Origin of the sequence: Kitasatospora indigofera (genome assembly GCF_014655955.1) — a bacterium.
Lineage (GTDB): Bacteria > Actinomycetota > Actinomycetes > Streptomycetales > Streptomycetaceae > Kitasatospora > Kitasatospora indigofera.
Window position 1 is genome coordinate 40,660 of sequence record NZ_BNBO01000033.1, and the last position, 18,781, is coordinate 59,440.

The window sequence follows — 18,781 nt, forward strand, 5'->3', positions numbered from 1 at the left end:
GCGGCGGACGTCAGAGTTTCGTCACTTCCTCCGACCCGGGGCGGGCGGGGCGCCCGGCCGTACCGAGCCGCCCGGCCCCGCCCCCCGGGCCTCAGTCCAGCGACACGTCGCAGATCATCCGCCGCCGGTGGTCGACGATCCGCTCCGGGCCGGTGAGGTCGAGCCGGACGGTGTGCCGGACATCGGTGCTGGAGGCCGCCAGCCGCAGCTCCAGCGCCCCGGGCTCGACGATCCGCCGGCCGGACCGCCCGGTGAAGGAGGCCAGGTCGGCGTGGAAGCGGAAGCGCACCCGGCGGGCTTCGCCGGCGGACAGCGGGACCTTCGCGTAGCCGACCAGGCGCACGTCCGGGCGGGTCGTCTGGGCGACCGGATCGTGCAGGTAGAGCTGCACCACCTCGGTCCCGTCGCGGTCACCGGTGTTGCGGACGGTGACCTCGACGTCCGTACTGCCGTCGGTGGGCAGCCCGCCGGTGCCCGCCGGGCCGGGCTCCCAGGCGAACGAGGTGTACGACAGCCCGTGCCCGAAGGGGAAGAGCGGGGTCGGGTCGAGGTTGCTGACCTCGTTGGCCAGGCCGAGCGGCGGCTGCAGGTAGGTCCACGGCTGACCGCCCGGTCCGCGCGGGACGCCGACCGGCAGCCGGCCGGACGGGTTGACCCGGCCGGAGAGGATCCGGGCGAGGGCGGGCCCGCCCTCCTCCCCCGGGAAGAACGCCTGGACCACGGCCGCCGGCCGGCCGGCCCACCGGCCCAGCGCGTACGGCCGGCCGGTCAGCAGTACGAGCACGACCGGGGTGCCGGTGGCCAGCAGGGCGTCCAGCAGCTCCGCCTGGACGCCGGGCAGCGACAGGTCGGCCGCGTCGCAGCCCTCGCCGGAGGTGCCCCGCCCGAACAGTCCGGCGCGGTCGCCGAGCACGGCCACGCAGACGTCCGCGTCCCGGGCGGCCGCCACGGCGGCCGGGAGGTCCGACCGGCCGGGTCCGTCGACGTCGCAGCCCGGCGCGAACGTCACCTCGGCGGAGGGGAACTCGGCCCGGACCGCCTCCAGCACGGTCGGGATCGTGATGCCGAGCGGCACCCCGGGGTGCGAGACCCCGACATGGCCGGGGAAGGAGTAGCAGCCCAGCATGGCGAACGGGTCGTCGGCGCGCGGCCCGACCACGGCGATCCGGCCGGCGCCGGCCAGCGGCAGCGCTCCGTCCCGGTTGGCGAGCAGCACGACCGACTGCTCGGCCAGCCGCCGGGCCAGCGCGCGGTTGGCCGGCGAGTCCAGGTCCACGCTGCCGCGGACCGGCTCCGGTCCGCCGGGCCCGTCCGCGGCCCGGAGCGCGGGCGGGATCGGGGACCAGTCGTGGTCGAGCAGCCCGAGCCGGCACTTCTGCAGCAGGACCCGGCGCAGCGCCCGGTCGACGAGCTCCTCGGCGACGGCGCCGTCGCGGACCGCCCCGACGAGGGCCTCGCCGTAGGCGCGGACGGTGGGGAGTTCCACGTCGACGCCGGCGGTCAGCGCGAGGCGGGCGGAGTCGGGCCGGTCCGCGGCGACCCGGTGCAGCGTCTCCAGGAACCCGATCCCGAAGTAGTCGGCGACCACCGTGCCGCCGAACCCCCAGGTGTCGCGGAGCAGTCCGGTCAGCAGGTCGGGGTCGGCGGCGGTGGGTACGCCGTCGATCTCGGCGTAGGAGTGCATCACCGAGTCGGCACCGCCCTCGTGGACGGCCATCTCGAACGGCGGCAGGACGACGTCGGCCAGCTCCCGCGCGCCGGCCCGGACCGGCGCCAGGTTGCGCGCGCCCGCCGAGGCCGAGTAGCCGGCGAAGTGCTTGAGCGTGGCGATGATCCCGGCCGACTGGAGGCCGCGCACGTAGGCCGTCCCGATGGTGCCCACCAGGTACGGGTCCTCGCCGATGGTCTCCTCCACCCGGCCCCAGCGCAGGTCGCGGACCACGTCCAGCACGGGGGCGAGCCCCTGGTGCACGCCGACGCCGCGCATGTCCCGGCCGATCCGGTCGGCCATCTCGGCGACCAGGCCCGGATCGAAGGTGGCGCCCCAGGCGAGCGGGACGGGGTAGGCGGTCGCGCCCCAGGTGGTGAAGCCCGCGAGGCACTCCTCGTGCGCGAGCGCGGGGATGCCGAACCGGCCCGCGGCGACGACCTGTTGCTGGGCGCGGGCGAGGGCCAGGGCGCCGACGGCCGGGTCCACCGGCGCGGTGCCGAACGGCCGGGTCAGCTGGCCGAGGCCGCGGGTGATCAGGGCCGGGAGGTCGACCGGGTCGCACATCGCGTTCTGATGGGGGGCGACACCGTCCCCCGCGGAGTCGGCCCCCACCCAGACGCCGTACAGCTGGGCCGTCTTCTCCTCCAGGGTCATCCGGCCGATCAGGTCGTCGACCCGGGCCTGCGGGTCGAGCGAGGGGTCGCGCCAGGCGCCCGCGGCCGCCGGGGCGGGAGGGCTCGGATGGATCGCCATCGAATGGGGTTCCTCTCGGGGGACGTTGTCGAGGTCGACGACGGAGTGGTGGTGGACGGCGCGCCCCGGGGCACGGCGCGGTGGACGGCACGGCGCCGGGTGCCGGACGACGCGGTGCGGTGGGCGGCGCCGTGCGGGCCGGGGCGGGGAGGGGACGAGGGGCAGGGGCGGAGCGGGCAGGGGCGGAGCGGGGCTGCGGCAGCGGGCGGCGGCCGGTTCAGCCCTTGACCGCCCCCGTCATCCCGCCGACGATCCGGCGTTCGGCGAAGACGAAGAACGCCAGGGCCGGCAGCATCGAGAGCGCGGTGAAGGCCAGGATGCTGGCGGTGTCCTGCGAGTACTGCGACTGGAAGGTGGCCACGCCGAGCGGCAGCGTGAAGTGCGACTGGTCGTTGAAGACCAGCAGCGGGAGCTGGTAGCCGTTCCAGCTGCCGAGGAACGCCAGCACGGCGACGGTGACCAGCGCCGGGCGGGCCAGCGGCAGCAGGATCCGCCAGAAGAAGCCCAGCCGGGTGCAGCCGTCCACCGCGGCGGCGTCCTCGATCTCGCCCGGGATCGCCGCCATGAACGGGCGCAGCACGACGATCGTCACCGGCAGCCCGAAGGCTGCCTGCGGCAGGGCCACCCCGTACCAGGTCTCCAGCAGGTGGAGCTGGCGCAGCAGCAGGTAGACCGGCAGGGAGGCGACGCCCAGCGGGAAGAGCAGCCCGACGGCGAACAGCGTGTACAGGCCCTCCCGGCCGCGGAAGGCGTACCGCGACAGCGCGTAGGCCGCCATCGCTCCCAGCACCACCGTCAGGGCGGTCGCGGTCACCGCGATGACCGTGCTGTTGAACAGGAACCGCCAGAAGGACGAGGAACCGAGGATCCTGGTGTAGTTGGCGAACACCCAGGGGTGCGGCCAGCCCGTCGGGTGGGCGTTGATCTGGGCGTTGGTGCGGAAGCCTCCCAGGACGACGAAGAGCAGCGGCACGGCGGTGACGCCGACCACGGCCAGCGCGGCCAGGTAGCGGGCGGCGGTGGAGAGCGGGGTGCCGGGGCGGCGGCCGGGCGCGGACGCCCGGCGCGGGGCGATGAGGGCCATGGGGATCAGTCGACCCTTCCGGACAGGGCTCCGGCGGTGTCGCGTCGCAACGCGAAGCGCTGGTAGAGCAGGGCGAAGACGAAACAGACCGCGAACAGGAGCACCGCGACCGCGCTGCCGTACCCGAACTGGTACCGGCGGAAGCCGCGGTCGATGACGTAGGTGGCCATCGTGGCGGACGAGCCGGCCGGGCCGCCGAGCGTCATGATCCAGACCAGTTCGAACAGTTGCAGGGATCCGATCACCGACAGGAAGATCCAGATCCGGATGGTCGGGCCGAGCAGCGGCAGCACGATCTTGCGGGTCGTCTGCCACTGGGTGGCGCCGTCCAGGGCGGCCGCCTCGCGCAGTTCGGCCGGCACTCCTTGCAGGCCGGCCAGGAAGAGGATCACGCCGAAGCCGATGTACTTCCAGGTGGCGACGACGAACAGGGTGTAGAGCACCAGGTGCTGGTCGGCGAGCCACTCGTGCACCAGGCCGTCCAGGCCGACGCTGCGCAGGCCCTCGTCCACCGCGCCGCCCGGCTGGAGCATGACCAGCCAGGCGACGGCCGTGATCGCCTCGGACAGCACGTACGGGGTGAAGGCGATCAGCCGCAGGACCGCCCGGCCGCGGAACCGGCCGTTGAGCAGCAGGGCGAGTCCCAGGGTCAGCGGCAGCTGGACCACGACCGACAGGGCGGCGAACTGCAGGTTGTGCCGGACGGCGCCCTGGAACATCGGGTCGGCCAGGGCCTTGGTGTAGTTGGCGAAGCCGACCAGCCTGGTCGGCGGCCCGAAGCCGTTCCAGTCGAAGAAGCTGTAGTAGACGGCCGCCGCGATGGACACCAGCACGAACAGGACGAACAGCACCAGCGCCGGGGTGAGCAGCAGGGCCAGCTCCCAGCGGCTGCGGACGCTCAGCCGGCGCCCGCTGCGCCTCCTGCCCTGCGGCGCGGCCGCGCCGGCGCCGGGCGGTCCCGGACGGGCGCCGGTGCGGGCGGCGTCCGCGTGGTCGAGGGTGGTCATGGTCAGCCTGCCGAGTTCACGGCCCGGGCGACCGATCCGGCGTCCCCCTGGCCGGCGAAGAGGTTCGCCACGGCGTCGTTGAGCGCCTGGCCGGCCGCCGTGGGCAGCGCGACGTCGAAGTACACCTGCACGTAGCTCGCCTTGGAGTTGTAGGTGAAGACCTCCTTGACCACCGGGTCCTTGATCGCGGCCTCCGCCGCCGGGTTGACCGGGATGGTGGCCGCCCCGGAGCTGATCAGGTCGGTCTGCACCTCGGCGCTGGTCAGGTACTTGAGCAGGTCCACGCAGGCGTCGGCCTGCTTGACGGTGCAGGAGAAGCCGTCACCGCCGCCGAGCGCGACCGACGGGTCGCCCGCCGCGCCGGCGATCGAAGGGAAGGGGAACCAGCCGAGCTCGGCCTTGTAGGCGGGGTCGGCGGTCAGGCCCTGCATCACGCCCGGGTTCCAGTCGCCCTGCAGCTCCATCGCGGCCTGGCCGGCAGCGACCATGCCGGCCGAGCTGCCGGTGCCCTGCTGGGCGGGCGTCCCGTTGAAACCGGGCTGGAAGGGCTTCAGCGCGATCAGGTCGATCACGTCCTGGCCCGCCCGGGTGAAGCACTGATCGGTGAACTTCGCCTTCGCCACCGAGGACTTGAGCGTCTCGACACTGCACTCGCGGACGGCGAAGTAGTTGTAGTAGAAGGCGTCGGGCCAGCGGTCCTTGCCGCCGAGGGCGATCGGGACGGTGCCCGCGGCCTTCAGCGCGGTGACGGCGGACTTCAGTTCGTCCAGGGTGGCCGGTGCCTTGGTGATGCCGGCCTTGGCGAACAGGTCCTTGCGGTACCAGAAGCCGACCACGTGCGAGGCGTAGGGGACGCCGTACTGCTTGCCGTCCGACGCCCAGCCCTGGGCCGCCGGCCCGAGGTCCTTGATCCAGCCCTTGGTGCGGTCGGTGATGTCCGCGACCCGGCCGGACCCGGCCTGGGTGGCCAGCAGGCCGCCGCCCTGGTTGAAGTAGACGCCCGGCGGGTTGTCCGACTGCAGGGCCAGCGGGACCTTGGTGGGGAACTGCTCGTTCTGGATCGGGACCACGTCGAGCTTCGCACCCGGGTGCGCCTTCTCGTAGGCCGCGGCGGCACGCTCCCAGACCGACTTCAGCGGGTCCTGGGTGCCGTTGTGCCACCAGGTCGTGGCGCCGCCGGCGGCGTCCGACCCGGAGCTGCCGCCGCTGCCGCAGGCCGTGACCAGGGCGAGGGCCGCCGCCATGACCAGGGCGCCGTACGTACGTCTGCGAATGGACATTGCTTCCTCCGTGACAGTCGCTCATTGCGAAAGTTTCGATATTGCGTCGACGTGCGGAGCAACCGGCGCTCGGGCCGACCCGCACCGGAGGCCGACGTGAATCCTCAGGACCCCGTACGCCGGGGCCCTGAGGCCGTCGGGCCGTTGCGCCGTGGGGACACCCTGGGCCACCGGGGCCGGAGCCCCGGAGCCCGGGCGGTACCGGGCGGTTGAGACCCGGGGACCCGAACGAACCTGGCGAATGTTTCAGTAATTTCTCGAACGTTTCGGGAAAGCTACGGCGCCACCCGGACGGAGTCAAGAGCCCTGACAGGACCGCTCGCGATCGGCGGACGAGCGTCCGGCCCGCCGCCAGGAGGGGCCCAGGGGCTACCATTCCTGCCATGAGCGCTGGAGAGATCGAGTTGGGAAGCGGCGAGGTGACCGACCTCGGCGAGGGTTCGGACAACACGCCGACGCTGTCGGAGATCGCCCGCGCCGCCGGCGTTTCGGCCCCGACAGTTTCGAAAGTGCTCAACGGGCGCACCGATGTCGCACCGAAGACCCGGGCCCGGGTCGAGGAGCAGTTGCGCGAGCTCGGGTACCAGCGCCGGCGCAGCACCGCGCAGCCGTCCCGCCTGCTCGACCTGGTCTTCCACGAGCTGGACAGCGCCTGGGCGGTGGAGGTGATCCGCGGGGTGGAGAACGTCGCCCGCGCGGAGGACCTGAGCATCGTGCTCTCCGAATCGGCCGGCCGCCTCACCCCCGGCCAGACCTGGGTCGACGGCGTCCTCGCCCGGCGCCCGGCCGGGGTGGTGCTCGTCCTGTCCGACCTCGACGCCGGCCAGCGGAACCAACTGACCAGCCGCGGAATCCCGTTCGTGGTGATGGACCCGGCCGGCGACCCGGCCGACGGAGTGCCCTCGGTCGGCACCAACAACTGGCACGGCGGGCTGGCCGCCACCCGCCATCTGCTGGAACTCGGGCACCGCAGGATCGCCATGGTCGGCGGTCCGTCCGGCATGATGTGCAGCCGGGCCCGCCTCGACGGCTACCGGACCGCCCTGGAGACGGCCCGGATCCCGGTCGACCCGCGGCTGGTCCGGGAGGGGGACTTCCACCACGAGGCCGGCTACACCGCCGGCCGGGAGCTGCTGACCCTCCCCGACCGCCCCACGGCCGTCTTCGCCGGCAACGACCTCCAGGCCCTCGGCCTGTACGAGGCCGCCCGCGAGCTGGGGCTGCGGATCCCGGAGGACCTCAGCGTGGTCGGCTTCGACGACCTGCCGCTCGCCCGCTGGGTCGGGCCGCCGCTGACCACGGTGCGCCAGCCCCTGGTCGAGATGGCCGAGACGGCCGCGCGGCTCGCCGTCGACCTCGGCCGCGGGCGCCAACCCGCCGCGACCAGGGTGGACATCGCCACCAGCCTGGTGGTCCGGAGCAGCACCGCCGCGCCGCCCGCCTGAGGCTCCCGGGCCGTGGCCCGGGCCCGCCGGACGGACCCCGGGGTACCTGACGGGCACCGGGGCACCGCCGCCCGGGCGGCGCGCCGGGCCGGGCCTTCGCCTGCCCTTCGAGAACGATCCCGAAAGTTTCGAACCCGCTGCGCCCTCCCTCCGCCGCCGTCCTGCAACGGTCCACCCGCCCGGGCCCGGCCGGACCGCGCCGCCGGCCACCACCCCGTCCCGCCGACCCCAGGTGCAGGCAGCATGAACCCTTCGCCCCCACCCGCCACCGTCGCCCTGACCTTCGACGACGGGCCGCACCCCGACTCCACGCCCGCCCTGCTCGCGATCCTGGCCGCCGGCGGCCGGCCGGCCACCTTCTTCCTCCGGGGCGACCAGGCCGAACGCCACCCCGGCCTGGTCCGGGAGATCCACCGTGCGGGCTTCGGGATCGGCAACCACAGCTTCAGCCACCCGCACCTGACGGGGCTGCGGCCGGCCGGGATCGCAGCCGAGATCGAACGCACCCAGCGCACCCTGTCCCGGCTGACCGGGACCCGGCCGACCCTGTTCCGCCCGCCCTACGGCGAGAGCGACCCGGTGGTCCGGGCGGCGGCCGCCGCGGCCGGCCTGACCGAAGTCCTCTGGACGGTGGACACCCGCGACTGGGCCGGCGCCGACCCGGCCGGCATCGCCGGGGCCGTCGCGGCGGCCCGGCCCGGTGACGTCGTCCTGCTGCACGACAGCGGACGACGGAACACCGTCGACGCCCTCCCCCTCGTCCTGGCCGCCCTCGCCCGCCGAGGGCTGAGCCCCGGACCGCTCGCACCCGGCCGCCCCGCACCCGGCCACCCCGCACCCAGCCACCCCGCACCCAGCCACCCCGCCGCCGGGACCCCCGCCGCAGGAACCTGAACGGCCCGCGGAGCACCCCGGGCCGCGGACCGGCCGGCAACCACCCCCTGGCCACCCCGATCCGCCGCCGACGAATTAGGGTGACGGCATGGCTTCCCGTACCCCGCCGGTGGCGCCCAGGTCCGCGAGCACGCCGGTCGACGGCGGCCCCGGCCGGGCCGTCCCCCGCGCGACCGCCGCCGCCCCGGCAGGCACCGACGCGGCGGGTACCGCTCCCGCCGGCGCCGCGCAGGGCGGGGCCGACCGGCCGCGCCGCCGGCTCAGCGTGGACGAGCGCCGCGAGCAGCTGATCGCCGTCGCCCTGCAACTGTTCAGCCTCCGCCCGCCGGAGGAGGTGTCGATCGACGACATCGCGGCGGCGGCCGGCGCCTCCCGGCCGCTGGTGTACCACTACTTCCCCGGCAAGCAGGCGCTGTACGAGGAGTCGCTGCGCCGGGCCGGGCAGGAGCTGGCCGGGCGGTTCGAGGAGCCGGCCGCCGGCCCGCTGTCGGAGCGGCTGTACCGGGTGATGGGCCGCTACCTGGACTACGTGGACAGCCACGGTCCGGGCTTCGCCGCGCTGCTGCGCGGCGGTTCGGTCGCCGCCAGCCCGGGGACGAACGCCGTGATCGACCAGGTCCGGCGGGCCGCGCACGACCAGATCCTGCTGCACCTGGCCGTCGCCGAGCCCAGCGCCGGACTGCGGCTGACCGTCCGGGCCTGGATCGCCAACGCGGAGATCACCTCGCTGGAGTGGCTGGCCGACCGCGCCGTGCCGCGCGAGGACCTGCAACTGCGCCTGGTTCAGGAGTTCATCGCCTCCCTGACCCTGACCGCCGCCCGCGAGCCCGCGCTGGCCGTCGAACTGGCCGGGTACTTCGCGGAGGAGCGGCCGGACGGCCCGACCGGCCGGCTGGTCCGCGAACTGGCCGGCCTGTTCGGCGTACCGGGCCTGGCCGACACGGTGGCACGGCTGGCCGCTCCGCCGTCCGCCTGACCGGCCCTCCGGCGACGGCCCGGCACCGCCCGCCCCCGGCCGCCCGGTCCGCTTCGGCTTCAGCTGGGACGGCGGCGTCTGATAGAAATTGAGCGCATCTCAGACGATCACGAACGCAGTAGAGCGGGGGGCTCGCCACCATGACCCAGGACGGCTACACCGGCGTGGAGGTGGCTCCGTTCGCGGCGGCCGAGCAGGTCTCCGCGACGCTCGGCAGCCTCGCCGCGGCGTTGCTCGACCACCGGACCGCACGCTACCCGCTGGCCGCGCTCACCGCCCTCGGCGGCCGGGCGCACGCCGACGCCGAGGCCCTCTTCACGGTCCGTCCGGCCGGCGCCGGCCACACCCACCGGGCGGTCCACCGCCTGGGCACGGTCCTCGCCGCGGGAACGGCCGGTCCGGCCGCCGCGCCGCGCTCCACGAGCGCCGCCGCCGCGCTGCTGGCCCGCTTCGGCGGCGGCCAGGTGCGCGGGGTGACGCCGGGCCCCGAGGGCCTGTCGGCCGCCCACTTCGAACTCCCGGTGACCGGTGAGGTCGCGGACCCGACGCTGCGCCCGGAGTTCACCGCCCCGCTGGCCGAGCTCGCGAGCGGCCGGCAGACCCGCCTGCCCGCCGAACTGGCGACCGGTGCGGGCGCCGAGGCACGACTGGTGGTCCCGCCGGTCTTCCACCCGCTGACCGCGCCGGACCCGGGCGCCGACCTGGCCGTCCACCTGGCCGAGGTCGCGGAGGAGCTGTTCAGCGGCACCGGCCCGGCCGAGCGCCGGGACTTCGCGGTGCTCGGCGCCACCCTCGCCGACCTGACCGCGGCGGCCGGCGTGAGCTTCGCCGGCCTGTCCGCGCTGACCGTGGACGGGCGTCCGTCCGACGCCTCGCTGGTGGTCTCGCTGTCCCGGCACGCCGGCCCGATCCAGGTGCTCGCCACCGAACTCGCCACCGCCCGCCCGAATGCCGAGGTGTGGACGGTCCTGCTGCCGGCCGGCCCGGCCGCGGTGCTGGTCGAGGGGCGCAGCGTCCCGGTGCCGGGCCGGCTCGCCGCGGACGGGCTGCGGCACTGGGCGGTGTCGTCCGTGGTGGAGGCCTTCGTGCCGCTGCCGGACGGCGCCACGGTGCTCTGCGTCCAGCTCGCCACCGCCCACCGCCAGGACTGGGAGCTGTACACCGGTGTCTTCGCCGAACTGCTGAAGAGCGTCCAGTTCGCCTGGGACGGCGTGGCGGGGCACACCGGTGCGCCGGTCGCCGCGCAGCCCGCCCCCGTGGCGCCGGCCCCCTCGGTGGTCGAGGCCGCCGGTGCGGCGGTCGAGGCCGCGGCCGTCGCGGTGACGCCGTCCGGTGAGCCCGAGCCGCTCCGCGGCACGCCGGTGCGGATCCCGCCGCCGGACTTCAACCCCTTCGCGCCGCTGCCGGCCGAACCGGCCGTCGAGCCCGAGGAGGAGCCCGTGCTCAAGGGCACCCCGGTGCGGATCCCGCCGCCGGACTTCAACCCCTTCGCCCCGATGGCCGCCCCGGCCGTCGAGCCCGAGGAGGAGCCCGTGCTCAAGGGCACCCCGGTGCGAATTCCGCCGCCGGACTTCAACCCCTTCGCGCCGCTGCCGGCCGAACCGGCACCGGCCGCCGCCGCGGCTCCGGCCGCCCCCCAGGCCGCCGACCCGTTCGGCACCGTGACGGCACCTCAGCAGAGCGACCCGTTCGGCACCACCCTGCCGTCGGCCGCACCGGCCGCACCGGCCCCGGTGGCCGCCCCGCCGATGCCGACCTCGCCGCCGGCACCCGTACCGGCACCCGCGACCGCGCCGGACGGCGCGGCGCCCAAGGGCACGCCGGTGCGGATCCCGCCGCCGGACTTCAACCCCTTCGCGCCGCTGCCGGCCGAGCCCGCACCGGCCGAGGAGGCGGCGCCGGCCGCGCCGGAGACCAGCCCGTTCGGCTGATCCGTCGCCCGGCTGATCCGTCGCCCGCCGGGCCGCTTCCCGGGCCGGCCACCGGCTGGACGCTCCACCGGGCCGACGCTCCACCGTACGAACGCCCCACCACCCGGCGGGGCCGGCTCCGGCCGGCCCCGCCGCCGCGTGTCCGCCCGGGCACCCGTCCGTACCGCTCCCGTCCGTACCGCTCCCGTGCGGTCCGCCCGGTCAGTGACCGGCGCCGGCCGCCCCGGCCTCGGGGTGGAGCTCGACCAGGATGTGCGGGGCCAGCGCCCGCAGGAAGTCCGCCGCGTCGAACGCCGCGCCGGCCGCCAGCACCCCGCCCGGCCGCACCGGCGCGGCGAGCAGGCGCTGGACCGCCTCGACCGCCAGCGGCGCGCTCACCGCGTAGATGTCCTGGCCGCGGGCCACCGCGCGGCGCTCCCGGCCCCCGGCCCGCACCGCCACCTCGACCAGGAAGGTCTGCGCCGAGCGCCCGCGCTCGTCGACCGGCGTCGGCGGCGGCGCGTCGGGGGCCGACAGGTCCGCGACCGCCTCGGCCGACATGTAGGTGTGGATGTCGCGGACCCTCAGGTGGCGGGGGATGGTCACGCTGTCCGCCATGGTGAACTCCGCCACCACGGCCCGCTCGCCGACCGGGTCGGGGAAGGCCCACCGGGCGGGGCCGGCCGGCGCCGTCCGGGCCTCCATCCGGCCGTCGGCGAAGACCAGCCGGCGGTCGCCCCGCCGCTGCCGGGAGACCCGGCCCGACGCCTTGGTCCCCGCCGTGGGGTGCCAGCCGCTCAAGGCGTAGGCGATGTGCACCTCGTCCGCCGTCCGCCAGTCGCCCATGGCCGCGCTGGCCAGCAGGTCGCCGAGGCCGCCGTAGAAGGCCATCGCGGGGACGACCGGCGTCCCGGCGGCGCGCGCCCGGTCCGCGTGCTGCGCGAAGGTGTCGGCGACCGCCTCCAGCTCGGCCGCCACGTCCACGTACGGGATCCCGGCGCGCAGCGCCGCCTCCACCACCGGTGCGGCGGTGGAGGCGAAGGGGCCGGCGGTGTTGATCACGGCGGCCGCCCCGGCCAGCGCGCGGTCGAGCGAGGCGGGGTCGTCCACCGAAGCGGGCCGGACGTCGAGGCCGCCGTGGGCCTCCGCGAGCTCCTTGAGCCGTCCGGCGTCGCGCCCGGAGAGCACCGGGCTCAGCCCGCGCTCCAGGAGTTCCGCCACCACGAAACGCCCGGTGTGCCCGTAGGCCCCGAACACCACCACGGCCGTCCGGCCGTCCGCCCTGCTCGCCAAGAGATCCATGACTGACATCCTGCCGAGGACTCCGGGCGGACGGGAGTGTCCGCAATGCCGCGCCCCGTACAGTTTCGGACATGGGTACCGTCGCGATCGCCGTCACCGAGGGCGTCATGCACTTCGAACTCGCCGCCGCCTGCGAGGTCTTCGGCGTCGACCGGTCCGACATCGCGGACCCCTGGTACGAGTTCACGGTCTGCGGCCCGCCCGGCGCGCGGGTCGGCGGGCGGTTCCGGCTCGAACCCGACCACGGGCTCGACCGGCTGGCGCGGGCCGGCACGGTGATCGTCCCCGCCTGGGCCGACCTCGACGCGGCTCCCCCGGCCGACCTGCTGGAAGCCGTGCGCGCGGCGCACCGGGCCGGCGCCCGGGTGGCCTCGCTCTGCACCGGGGCGTTCGTGCTCGCCGCCGCCGGACTCCTGGACGGCCGGCGCGCCACCACGCACTGGCTGCACGCCGCTGAACTGGCCGCGCGCTACCCCCGGGTGCGGGTCGACGCCGACGTGCTGTACGTCGACGAGGGCAGCGTCCTCACCTCCGCGGGCAAGGCCGCGGCGATGGACCTCTGCCTGCATCTCGTCCGGCTCGACCACGGCGCCGCCGTCGCCAACGCGGTCGCCCGCCGACTGGTCGTACCGCCCCACCGGGCGGGCGGCCAGGCGCAGTTCGTCCCCTCCCCGATGCCGGCCCGGCGCACCGCGCACCCGCTCGCCGAGCTGCTCTCCTGGGCGCTGCGGCGGCTCGACCGGCCGATCACCGTGGAGGACCTGGCCCGGCAGGCCAACATGAGCTCGCGCAACCTGGCCCGGCACTTCCACGCCACCACCGGCACCACGCCGCTGCGCTGGCTGCTGGCCCAACGGATCCACCGGGCACAGGAGTTGCTGGAGACCACCGACGACAGCATCGAGGCGATCGCCACCGCGACCGGGATGGGCACCGCCACCACGTTGCGGCGGCACTTCAACCGCACCCTCGGCGTTCCCCCCGACGCCTACCGGCGCACCTTCCGCAGCGGGCGGCCGCTGCCGGGGCCCGGCTGAGCCGCCGGTCCCCCGCCCGCGGGCCGCAGCTGCCCGTCGTCCGGCAACGGCCTCACCCAAGTGGCTTCCGCCGACGCCGCCTTGGCGCCGGCCGGAGGCGGGAGGCCTGGAGGCGGGAGGCGGATGGCCTGGATCATGTCACCCACCGTGTCAGGTCCGCGACGCAAGTGGTACAGACCTATTGCCAGCAGGCGTCACGCTCCCTACCCTCGCTTAGCACAGGACCTCCACGGCAACCCGACGGCCCGAGGTCCTCGCTCCGCGCTGCCCCTGGCCGGAGCCGCACACCGCTCCACGCACCTGACACCTCCCCACAGGTAACGGGGTGGCGCCGGCCCCGTCCGGACGCGCCCCCAGACAGGAGCCACATCCATGCGCAGACGTCGGATCCGAATCCCCCTGCTGGCAGCCGGGAGCCTGCTCGCCCCGCTGATCGCGGTGGCGCTGCCCGCCACCGCCGCCCACGCCGCCTCCCCCACCGCCACCCTGACCAAGGGCAGCGACTGGGGCAGCGGCTACGAGGGCAGCTACACCATCACCAACGGCTCCGCCAGCACGCTCAACGGCTGGACCCTGGAGTTCGACCTGCCCGCCTCCAACACCGTCGCCTCGCTCTGGAACGCCACGTACACCACCGCGGCCTCCCACGTGACGGTCAAGAACCCCGGCTGGGCCGCCACCATCGCCCCCGGCGCCTCGTACAACTTCGGCTTCAACATCGCCTATTCGGGCAGCTACCAGGCACTCGCCAACTGCAAGCTGAACGGCAGCCCGTGCGGCGGCGTCACCGGGCCGGACACCACCGCGCCGAGCACGCCCGGCAACCTGCGCAGCACCGGCAGCACCTCCACCACGGTGGCCCTGGCCTGGAACGCGAGCACCGACGACGTCGGCGTGACCGGCTACGAGGTCTACCAGAACGGCGTCAAGGTCCAGACGGTGACCGGCACTTCGGCCAACGTCACCGGTCTGGCGGCGGCCACCGCGTACCAGTTCACCGTGCAGGCCCTGGACGCCGCCGGCAACCGCTCGGCCGCCGCCGGGCCGCTCGCCGTGACCACCCCGCCGACCACCGTCCCGGACATCACCCCGCCGTCGGCGCCCGGCACCCCCTCGGTGACCTCGACCAGCTCCACCGCCATCGCGCTGAGCTGGGCCGCCAGCAGCGACAACATAGGGGTCACCGCGTACGACGTCTACAACGGCACCGCGCTGGCCACCACGGTGACCGGCACCGCCGCAAGCGTCGGCAGCCTGACCCCGGACACCGCGTACACCTTCACCGTCAAGGCCCGCGACGCGGCCGGCAACGTCTCGGCCGCCTCCGCCCCGGTGACGGCCAGGACGCAGGTCGGCGGCGGCGATCCCGGCCCGGCGCTGAAGAACGGGTACTTCACCCAGTGGAGCATCTACGCCCGCGGCTACAGCGTGAAGAAGCTCGACACCTCGGGCTCGGCCGGGCGGCTCACCACGCTCAACTACGCCTTCGCCAACATCCACCCGACCACCAAGCAGTGCTTCCTCACCAACAAGGCGGCCGGGAACGACTCCGACCCCAACGCGGGTGACGGCGCCGGCGACGCCTGGGCCGACTACGGCCGGGGCGTGGACGCGGGCAGCTCGGTGGCCGGCACCACCGACACCTGGGACCAGAAGCTCGCGGGCAACTTCAACCAGCTGAAGCAGCTCAAGGCCAAGTACCCCAACCTCAAGATCCAGATCTCGCTGGGCGGTTGGTCCTACAGCAAGTGGTTCTCCGACGCGGCGGCCACCGACGCCTCGCGCAAGGCGCTGGTGAGCTCCTGCATCGACCTGTACATCAAGGGCAACCTGCCGGTGATCGACGGCCGGGGCGGCGCCGGCAGTGCCGCGAACATCTTCGACGGCATCGACCTCGACTGGGAGTGGCCGAACTCCGACGGGCACCTCGGCAACGTCTTCAAGCCCGCCGACAAGGCCAACTACACCCTGCTGGCCCAGGAGTTCCGCCGCCAGCTGGACGCCCTGGGCGCCACCAACGGCAAGCACTACACGTTGAGCGCCTTCCTGCCCGCCGACCCGCTGAAGGTGACGGCCGGCATCGACATCCCCGGCCTGTTCGGCGCCTTCGACTTCGCCACCATCCAGGGCTACGACTACCACGGCGGCTGGGAGAACGTCGCCAACCAGCAGTCGGCGATCAAGCTCCCGGCGGGCGACCCGAGCCCGGCCGACCGGAAGTTCAGCTCCGAGATCGCGATCAACGCCTACGTCAACGGCGGCGCGCCGAAGAGCAAGCTGACGCTGGGCATCCCGTTCTACGGACGCGGCTGGACGGGCGTGCCGCGCGGCACCACCAACGGCCTCTTCCAGACCGGCACGGGCCCCGGCCCGGGCACCTACGAACCCGGGTACGAGGACTACCACAAGCTCAAGGACATGGCCACGAGCGGTGGTTACACCGTCTACCGCGACCCGGTGGCCGGCTTCGCGTACATCTACAACGGGTCGGTCCTCTACACCTACGACGACCCGACCGAGATCGCCCGCAAGACCGCCTGGATCAAGTCCCAGGGCCTGGCGGGCGCGATGGTGTGGTCCTTCGACGGCGACACCGCGAACGGTGAACTGATGGCCGCCGTGGACAACGGCCTGAAGTAGCGGGGCCGCTCGGAAGACGGTGCCCGCCGCCCCGGCCGGGGCGGCGGGCACCGTCACGTCGCAGGAGCACCGTCACGTCACAGGACGGCGGGCGGCGCCGGTCCGCTCAGGCCGGGCGCCGGGCCAGGTGCACGACGTCCGGCACGCCGCGGGCGACCGGGATCTCCTGGGTGCGGACGTCCGAGAACCCGGCCGTCCGCAGCGCCTCCTCGAAGGCGGTGGACGGCTGGGCGCTCCACACCGCGAGCACGCCGCCGGGCCGGAGCCGCTCCTGGAGGCGGGCCAGTCCGCGCGGGCCGTAGAGGGCGGAGTTGGAGTCGGTGACCGTCCAGTCCGGGCCGTTGTCGATGTCCAGGCAGAGGGCGTCGTAGCGCTCACCCTCGGCGGCCAGGTACTCCAGCAGGTCGGTGTGCAGCACCCGCACCCGGGGGTCGGCCAGCGCCCCCGCCGAGACGGCGGCCAGCGGGCCCTCGCGGTGCCAGTCGATGACCGCGCCCTCCCGCTCGACCACGGCGATCCGGCCCCAGCGCGGCTCGGCGGCGGCGTGGGCGAGCGAGAAGCCGACCCCCAGCCCGCCGATCAGGACCGCCGGGCCGGCGGTCGCACCCAGGGCGTCCAGCGCGGCCTGGACCAGCAGCCGCTCCGAGCGTCCGTCGGCGGTGTCCATCAGGAAGCACCCGTTGGCGATGATCTCGAAATGCTCGCCGCGCCGCCGCAACACCACCTCGCCGTACGGGCCTTCCCGCCGGTCGAGGGTGTCGACGGCATCGGATCCGTCCCGGTCGGGCAGTGCGGTCGTCATGGCGGTCCCCTGGGTCTCACGTGTCAGCGGTGGTACGTGGGCGACTCTATCCGAGCCCGGCCCGGCCCGGCGGGGAGTTACGGCGGGGGCGGCCTGCCGGGCCGGCGCTACGTGGTGAGCAGCACCCCGGCGTAACTGACGCCGGCGATCATCACCCAGGAGGCGAGCCCCAGCACGGCGATCCGCCCGCCGGTCCGCACCATGGTCGGCAGGTGGACGGCGCTGCCGAGGCCGAACAGGGCTGCGGCGAGGAGCAGTTCGCGGGCGTCCGTGGCGAGCGTCAGGGCGCCGGCCGGCACCGCCCCGGTGCTGCGCAGCGCGATCATCAGCAGGAATCCGGCGACGAACAGCGGGACGACCGGCGGCCGGGCGCCGGGGCCGGACCGCGCGCCGGCGGCCCCGGGTGTCGTCCCGGTGGCCGCGCCGCCCTGCGCCGGTCCCGGCCGTCGGCGCGGGCGCCGGGCCGCGAGGCCGATCCCGGCCACCAGCGGCGCCAGCAGCACCACCCGCATCAGCTTCACCAGGACGGCCTCGCGCAGCGCCACCGGCCCGCCGCTCTGCGCGGTGGCGACCACCTGACCGACGTCGTGCACGCTGGCGCCCACCCAGCGTCCGAAGCCGGCGTCGTCGAGCCCGAGCGGATGGTGCAGCAGCGGAAGCACGGCGATCGCCAGGGTGCCGCAGAGGGTGACCAGGGCGACCGAGGCCGCGATGTCCTCCTCCTCGCTGCCGGCCGCCTGGCCGACCGCGCCGATCGCCGAGGCGCCGCAGACGGAGTAGCCGGTCGCCACCAACAGCGCCTGGTCGCCCGGCAGTCCGAGCCGGCGGCCGAGCCACCAGGTACCGGTGAAGGTGAGCGCGACGACCGCCAGGACCATCGCGACGGTGGCCCCGCCGAGGCCGAGCACGTCGTCCGCGCCCACGGCCAGACCGAGCAGGACGATGCCGGTCCGCATCAGCCGGCGCCCGGCCGTGGACAGGCCCGGCCGGGCCGCGCCCCGGACGAAGGTCCGCAGCCCCGGCAGGTGGGCGGCGGCGGTGCCGAGCACCACGGCGGCGGTCAACTTGGGTATGGCCGGTACGAGTTGGTGCACCCCGAGGGCGGCCGCGACGCCGAGGCAGGCCAGCAGCAGGCCGGGGGCGTCCCCGCGCAGCGGTGGGCGGGCGGCGGCCCGGGGGTGGGTGCGCAGGGTCAGTGCCACGCCGGGCTCACCCCTCGTCCGCGGGCAGCCGGTAGACGCGCCGGATGCTGGTGCCGAGCCGGCCGACGTCGGCGCCGTAGACGTGCAGGGAGACGGCGAGGGTGGTCCCGGCGTTGCGGACCTGGTGGATGTCGCCGGGCGGGGCGAAGGCGGCGACGCTGCCCTGCGGGCCGAGCACGTCCTCGGTGGCGACCAGGCGGCCGGTCCGGCCGTCGGAGACCAGCCGGTAGCGGCGCTCGCTCTCCTGCCCCTGGTGGACGCCGGCCACGCACCAGGAGACGTGGTCGTGGATGGGGGTGCACTGTCCGGGCAGCCAGACCAGGGCGACCAGCGAGAAGCTGCCGTCCGGCTCGGCGTGCAGCACGTGCTGGCGGTAGCGCTCCGGGTCGGCCTCCTGCTGGGCCGCGGTGAGCAGTCGCCCGGCGCCGAGGTGGGGCGCGAGGCGTTCGCCCACCAGGTAGGCGGTGAGCTCGGGCGGCAGGCCCCGGCCGACGACCTCGCGGATCTCGCCGACCAGGGCCCGCATGCGCTCGGTGAGGACGGTCGCGTCGACCGTGGCGGAAGTGGTCATGTCCGCAGCGTCGGCGCGCCGACCGGTCGACGTCCAAGGACGGTTTGTTGGGTTTCCCCTGGCTGGGCTTATGGATCGGGACGGCCCCGCGGGGGCGACGGAGGGCGCAGCCCGGCCGGGTCACGTCCCGGACCGGCTCCCGGGGCAGGCTGCTCGGGCCCCGCGGA

14 protein-coding genes are annotated in these 18,781 nt (G+C 75.1%); 6 read left to right on the top strand and 8 right to left on the bottom strand.

All coding sequences use genetic code 11. The features are described from left to right. Window positions 1–91: 91 nt before the first annotated feature. The 4 genes from IE329_RS25085 to IE329_RS25100 form a co-directional block, all read right to left on the bottom strand. Window positions 92–2,464, bottom strand: a complete 2,373-nt coding sequence (locus IE329_RS25085; protein WP_190213231.1) for a beta-xylosidase/alpha-l-arabinosidase — start codon at window positions 2,462–2,464, stop codon at window positions 92–94. Between the two features lie 217 nt (window positions 2,465–2,681). Then, entirely contained in the window at window positions 2,682–3,548 is an 867-nt protein-coding gene (locus IE329_RS25090) for a carbohydrate ABC transporter permease (RefSeq protein WP_190213232.1), read from the bottom strand. Between the two features lie 5 nt (window positions 3,549–3,553). Beyond that, the gene (locus IE329_RS25095) at window positions 3,554–4,555 is read right to left on the bottom strand and encodes a carbohydrate ABC transporter permease (RefSeq protein WP_190213233.1); all 1,002 of its coding nucleotides are present in this window, start codon (window positions 4,553–4,555) and stop codon (window positions 3,554–3,556) included. 2 nt (window positions 4,556–4,557) lie between these two features. Beyond that, the gene (locus tag IE329_RS25100; protein WP_190213234.1) at window positions 4,558–5,835 is read right to left on the bottom strand and encodes an extracellular solute-binding protein; all 1,278 of its coding nucleotides are present in this window, start codon (window positions 5,833–5,835) and stop codon (window positions 4,558–4,560) included. Between the two features lie 383 nt (window positions 5,836–6,218). On the opposite strand from IE329_RS25100, the gene IE329_RS25105 reads away from it, so the two are divergent. From IE329_RS25105 to IE329_RS25120, 4 genes are all read left to right on the top strand, one after another. Further along, window positions 6,219–7,280 carry a LacI family DNA-binding transcriptional regulator gene (locus tag IE329_RS25105; RefSeq protein ID WP_190213235.1) on the top strand — a complete coding sequence of 354 codons (1,062 nt, stop codon included), beginning with the start codon at window positions 6,219–6,221 and terminating at the stop codon, window positions 7,278–7,280. A 243-nt stretch (window positions 7,281–7,523) separates the two neighbouring features. Next, entirely contained in the window at window positions 7,524–8,174 is a 651-nt protein-coding gene (locus IE329_RS25110; protein WP_190213236.1) for a polysaccharide deacetylase family protein, read from the top strand. Window positions 8,175–8,262: 88 nt separating this feature from the next. Further along, window positions 8,263–9,150 carry a TetR/AcrR family transcriptional regulator gene (locus IE329_RS25115; RefSeq protein WP_190213237.1) on the top strand — a complete coding sequence of 296 codons (888 nt, stop codon included), beginning with the start codon at window positions 8,263–8,265 and terminating at the stop codon, window positions 9,148–9,150. Between the two features lie 140 nt (window positions 9,151–9,290). After that, window positions 9,291–11,081: a hypothetical protein gene (locus tag IE329_RS25120; RefSeq protein ID WP_190213238.1), complete on the top strand. Its 1,791-nt coding sequence runs from the start codon at window positions 9,291–9,293 to the stop codon at window positions 11,079–11,081. Between the two features lie 201 nt (window positions 11,082–11,282). Here the strand turns inward: IE329_RS25120 and IE329_RS25125 are convergent, their stop codons facing one another. After that, the gene (locus IE329_RS25125) at window positions 11,283–12,362 is read right to left on the bottom strand and encodes a saccharopine dehydrogenase family protein (protein ID WP_190213239.1); all 1,080 of its coding nucleotides are present in this window, start codon (window positions 12,360–12,362) and stop codon (window positions 11,283–11,285) included. Window positions 12,363–12,433: 71 nt separating this feature from the next. On the opposite strand from IE329_RS25125, the gene IE329_RS25130 reads away from it, so the two are divergent. Together IE329_RS25130 and IE329_RS25135 are read left to right on the top strand one after the other, a co-directional pair. Further along, on the top strand, window positions 12,434–13,399 hold the full coding sequence (locus IE329_RS25130) for a helix-turn-helix domain-containing protein (protein ID WP_190213240.1): 966 nt from the start codon (window positions 12,434–12,436) through the stop codon (window positions 13,397–13,399). A gap of 372 nt (window positions 13,400–13,771) precedes the next feature. Then, entirely contained in the window at window positions 13,772–16,039 is a 2,268-nt protein-coding gene (locus tag IE329_RS25135; protein WP_190213241.1) for a glycoside hydrolase family 18 chitinase, read from the top strand. A 106-nt stretch (window positions 16,040–16,145) separates the two neighbouring features. Here IE329_RS25135 and IE329_RS25140 read toward each other — a convergent pair whose 3' ends face one another. The 3 genes from IE329_RS25140 to IE329_RS25150 all read right to left on the bottom strand — a co-directional run bounded on the left by IE329_RS25140 (window position 16,146) and on the right by IE329_RS25150 (window position 18,614). After that, window positions 16,146–16,841, bottom strand: coding sequence for a spermidine synthase family protein (locus IE329_RS25140; protein ID WP_190213242.1), 696 nt, complete (start codon window positions 16,839–16,841; stop codon window positions 16,146–16,148). A gap of 107 nt (window positions 16,842–16,948) precedes the next feature. After that, entirely contained in the window at window positions 16,949–18,037 is a 1,089-nt protein-coding gene (locus tag IE329_RS25145; protein WP_229927741.1) for a YeiH family protein, read from the bottom strand. Between the two features lie 13 nt (window positions 18,038–18,050). After that, the gene (locus IE329_RS25150; RefSeq protein WP_190213243.1) at window positions 18,051–18,614 is read right to left on the bottom strand and encodes a cysteine dioxygenase family protein; all 564 of its coding nucleotides are present in this window, start codon (window positions 18,612–18,614) and stop codon (window positions 18,051–18,053) included. Window positions 18,615–18,781: the final 167 nt, after the last annotated feature.

What these genes read in the sequence shown, in the direction of transcription:
- IE329_RS25085 (WP_190213231.1), bottom strand. Translation starts at nt 2,464, where the DNA reads ATGGCGATCCATCCGAGCCCTCCCGCCCCGGCGGCCGCGGGCGCCTGG.
- IE329_RS25090 (WP_190213232.1), bottom strand. Translation starts at nt 3,548, where the DNA reads ATGGCCCTCATCGCCCCGCGCCGGGCGTCCGCGCCCGGCCGCCGCCCC.
- IE329_RS25095 (WP_190213233.1), bottom strand. Translation starts at nt 4,555, where the DNA reads ATGACCACCCTCGACCACGCGGACGCCGCCCGCACCGGCGCCCGTCCG.
- IE329_RS25100 (WP_190213234.1), bottom strand. Translation starts at nt 5,835, where the DNA reads ATGTCCATTCGCAGACGTACGTACGGCGCCCTGGTCATGGCGGCGGCC.
- IE329_RS25105 (WP_190213235.1), top strand. Translation starts at nt 6,219, where the DNA reads ATGAGCGCTGGAGAGATCGAGTTGGGAAGCGGCGAGGTGACCGACCTC.
- IE329_RS25110 (WP_190213236.1), top strand. Translation starts at nt 7,524, where the DNA reads ATGAACCCTTCGCCCCCACCCGCCACCGTCGCCCTGACCTTCGACGAC.
- IE329_RS25115 (WP_190213237.1), top strand. Translation starts at nt 8,263, where the DNA reads ATGGCTTCCCGTACCCCGCCGGTGGCGCCCAGGTCCGCGAGCACGCCG.
- IE329_RS25120 (WP_190213238.1), top strand. Translation starts at nt 9,291, where the DNA reads ATGACCCAGGACGGCTACACCGGCGTGGAGGTGGCTCCGTTCGCGGCG.
- IE329_RS25125 (WP_190213239.1), bottom strand. Translation starts at nt 12,362, where the DNA reads ATGGATCTCTTGGCGAGCAGGGCGGACGGCCGGACGGCCGTGGTGGTG.
- IE329_RS25130 (WP_190213240.1), top strand. Translation starts at nt 12,434, where the DNA reads ATGGGTACCGTCGCGATCGCCGTCACCGAGGGCGTCATGCACTTCGAA.
- IE329_RS25135 (WP_190213241.1), top strand. Translation starts at nt 13,772, where the DNA reads ATGCGCAGACGTCGGATCCGAATCCCCCTGCTGGCAGCCGGGAGCCTG.
- IE329_RS25140 (WP_190213242.1), bottom strand. Translation starts at nt 16,841, where the DNA reads ATGACGACCGCACTGCCCGACCGGGACGGATCCGATGCCGTCGACACC.
- IE329_RS25150 (WP_190213243.1), bottom strand. Translation starts at nt 18,614, where the DNA reads ATGACCACTTCCGCCACGGTCGACGCGACCGTCCTCACCGAGCGCATG.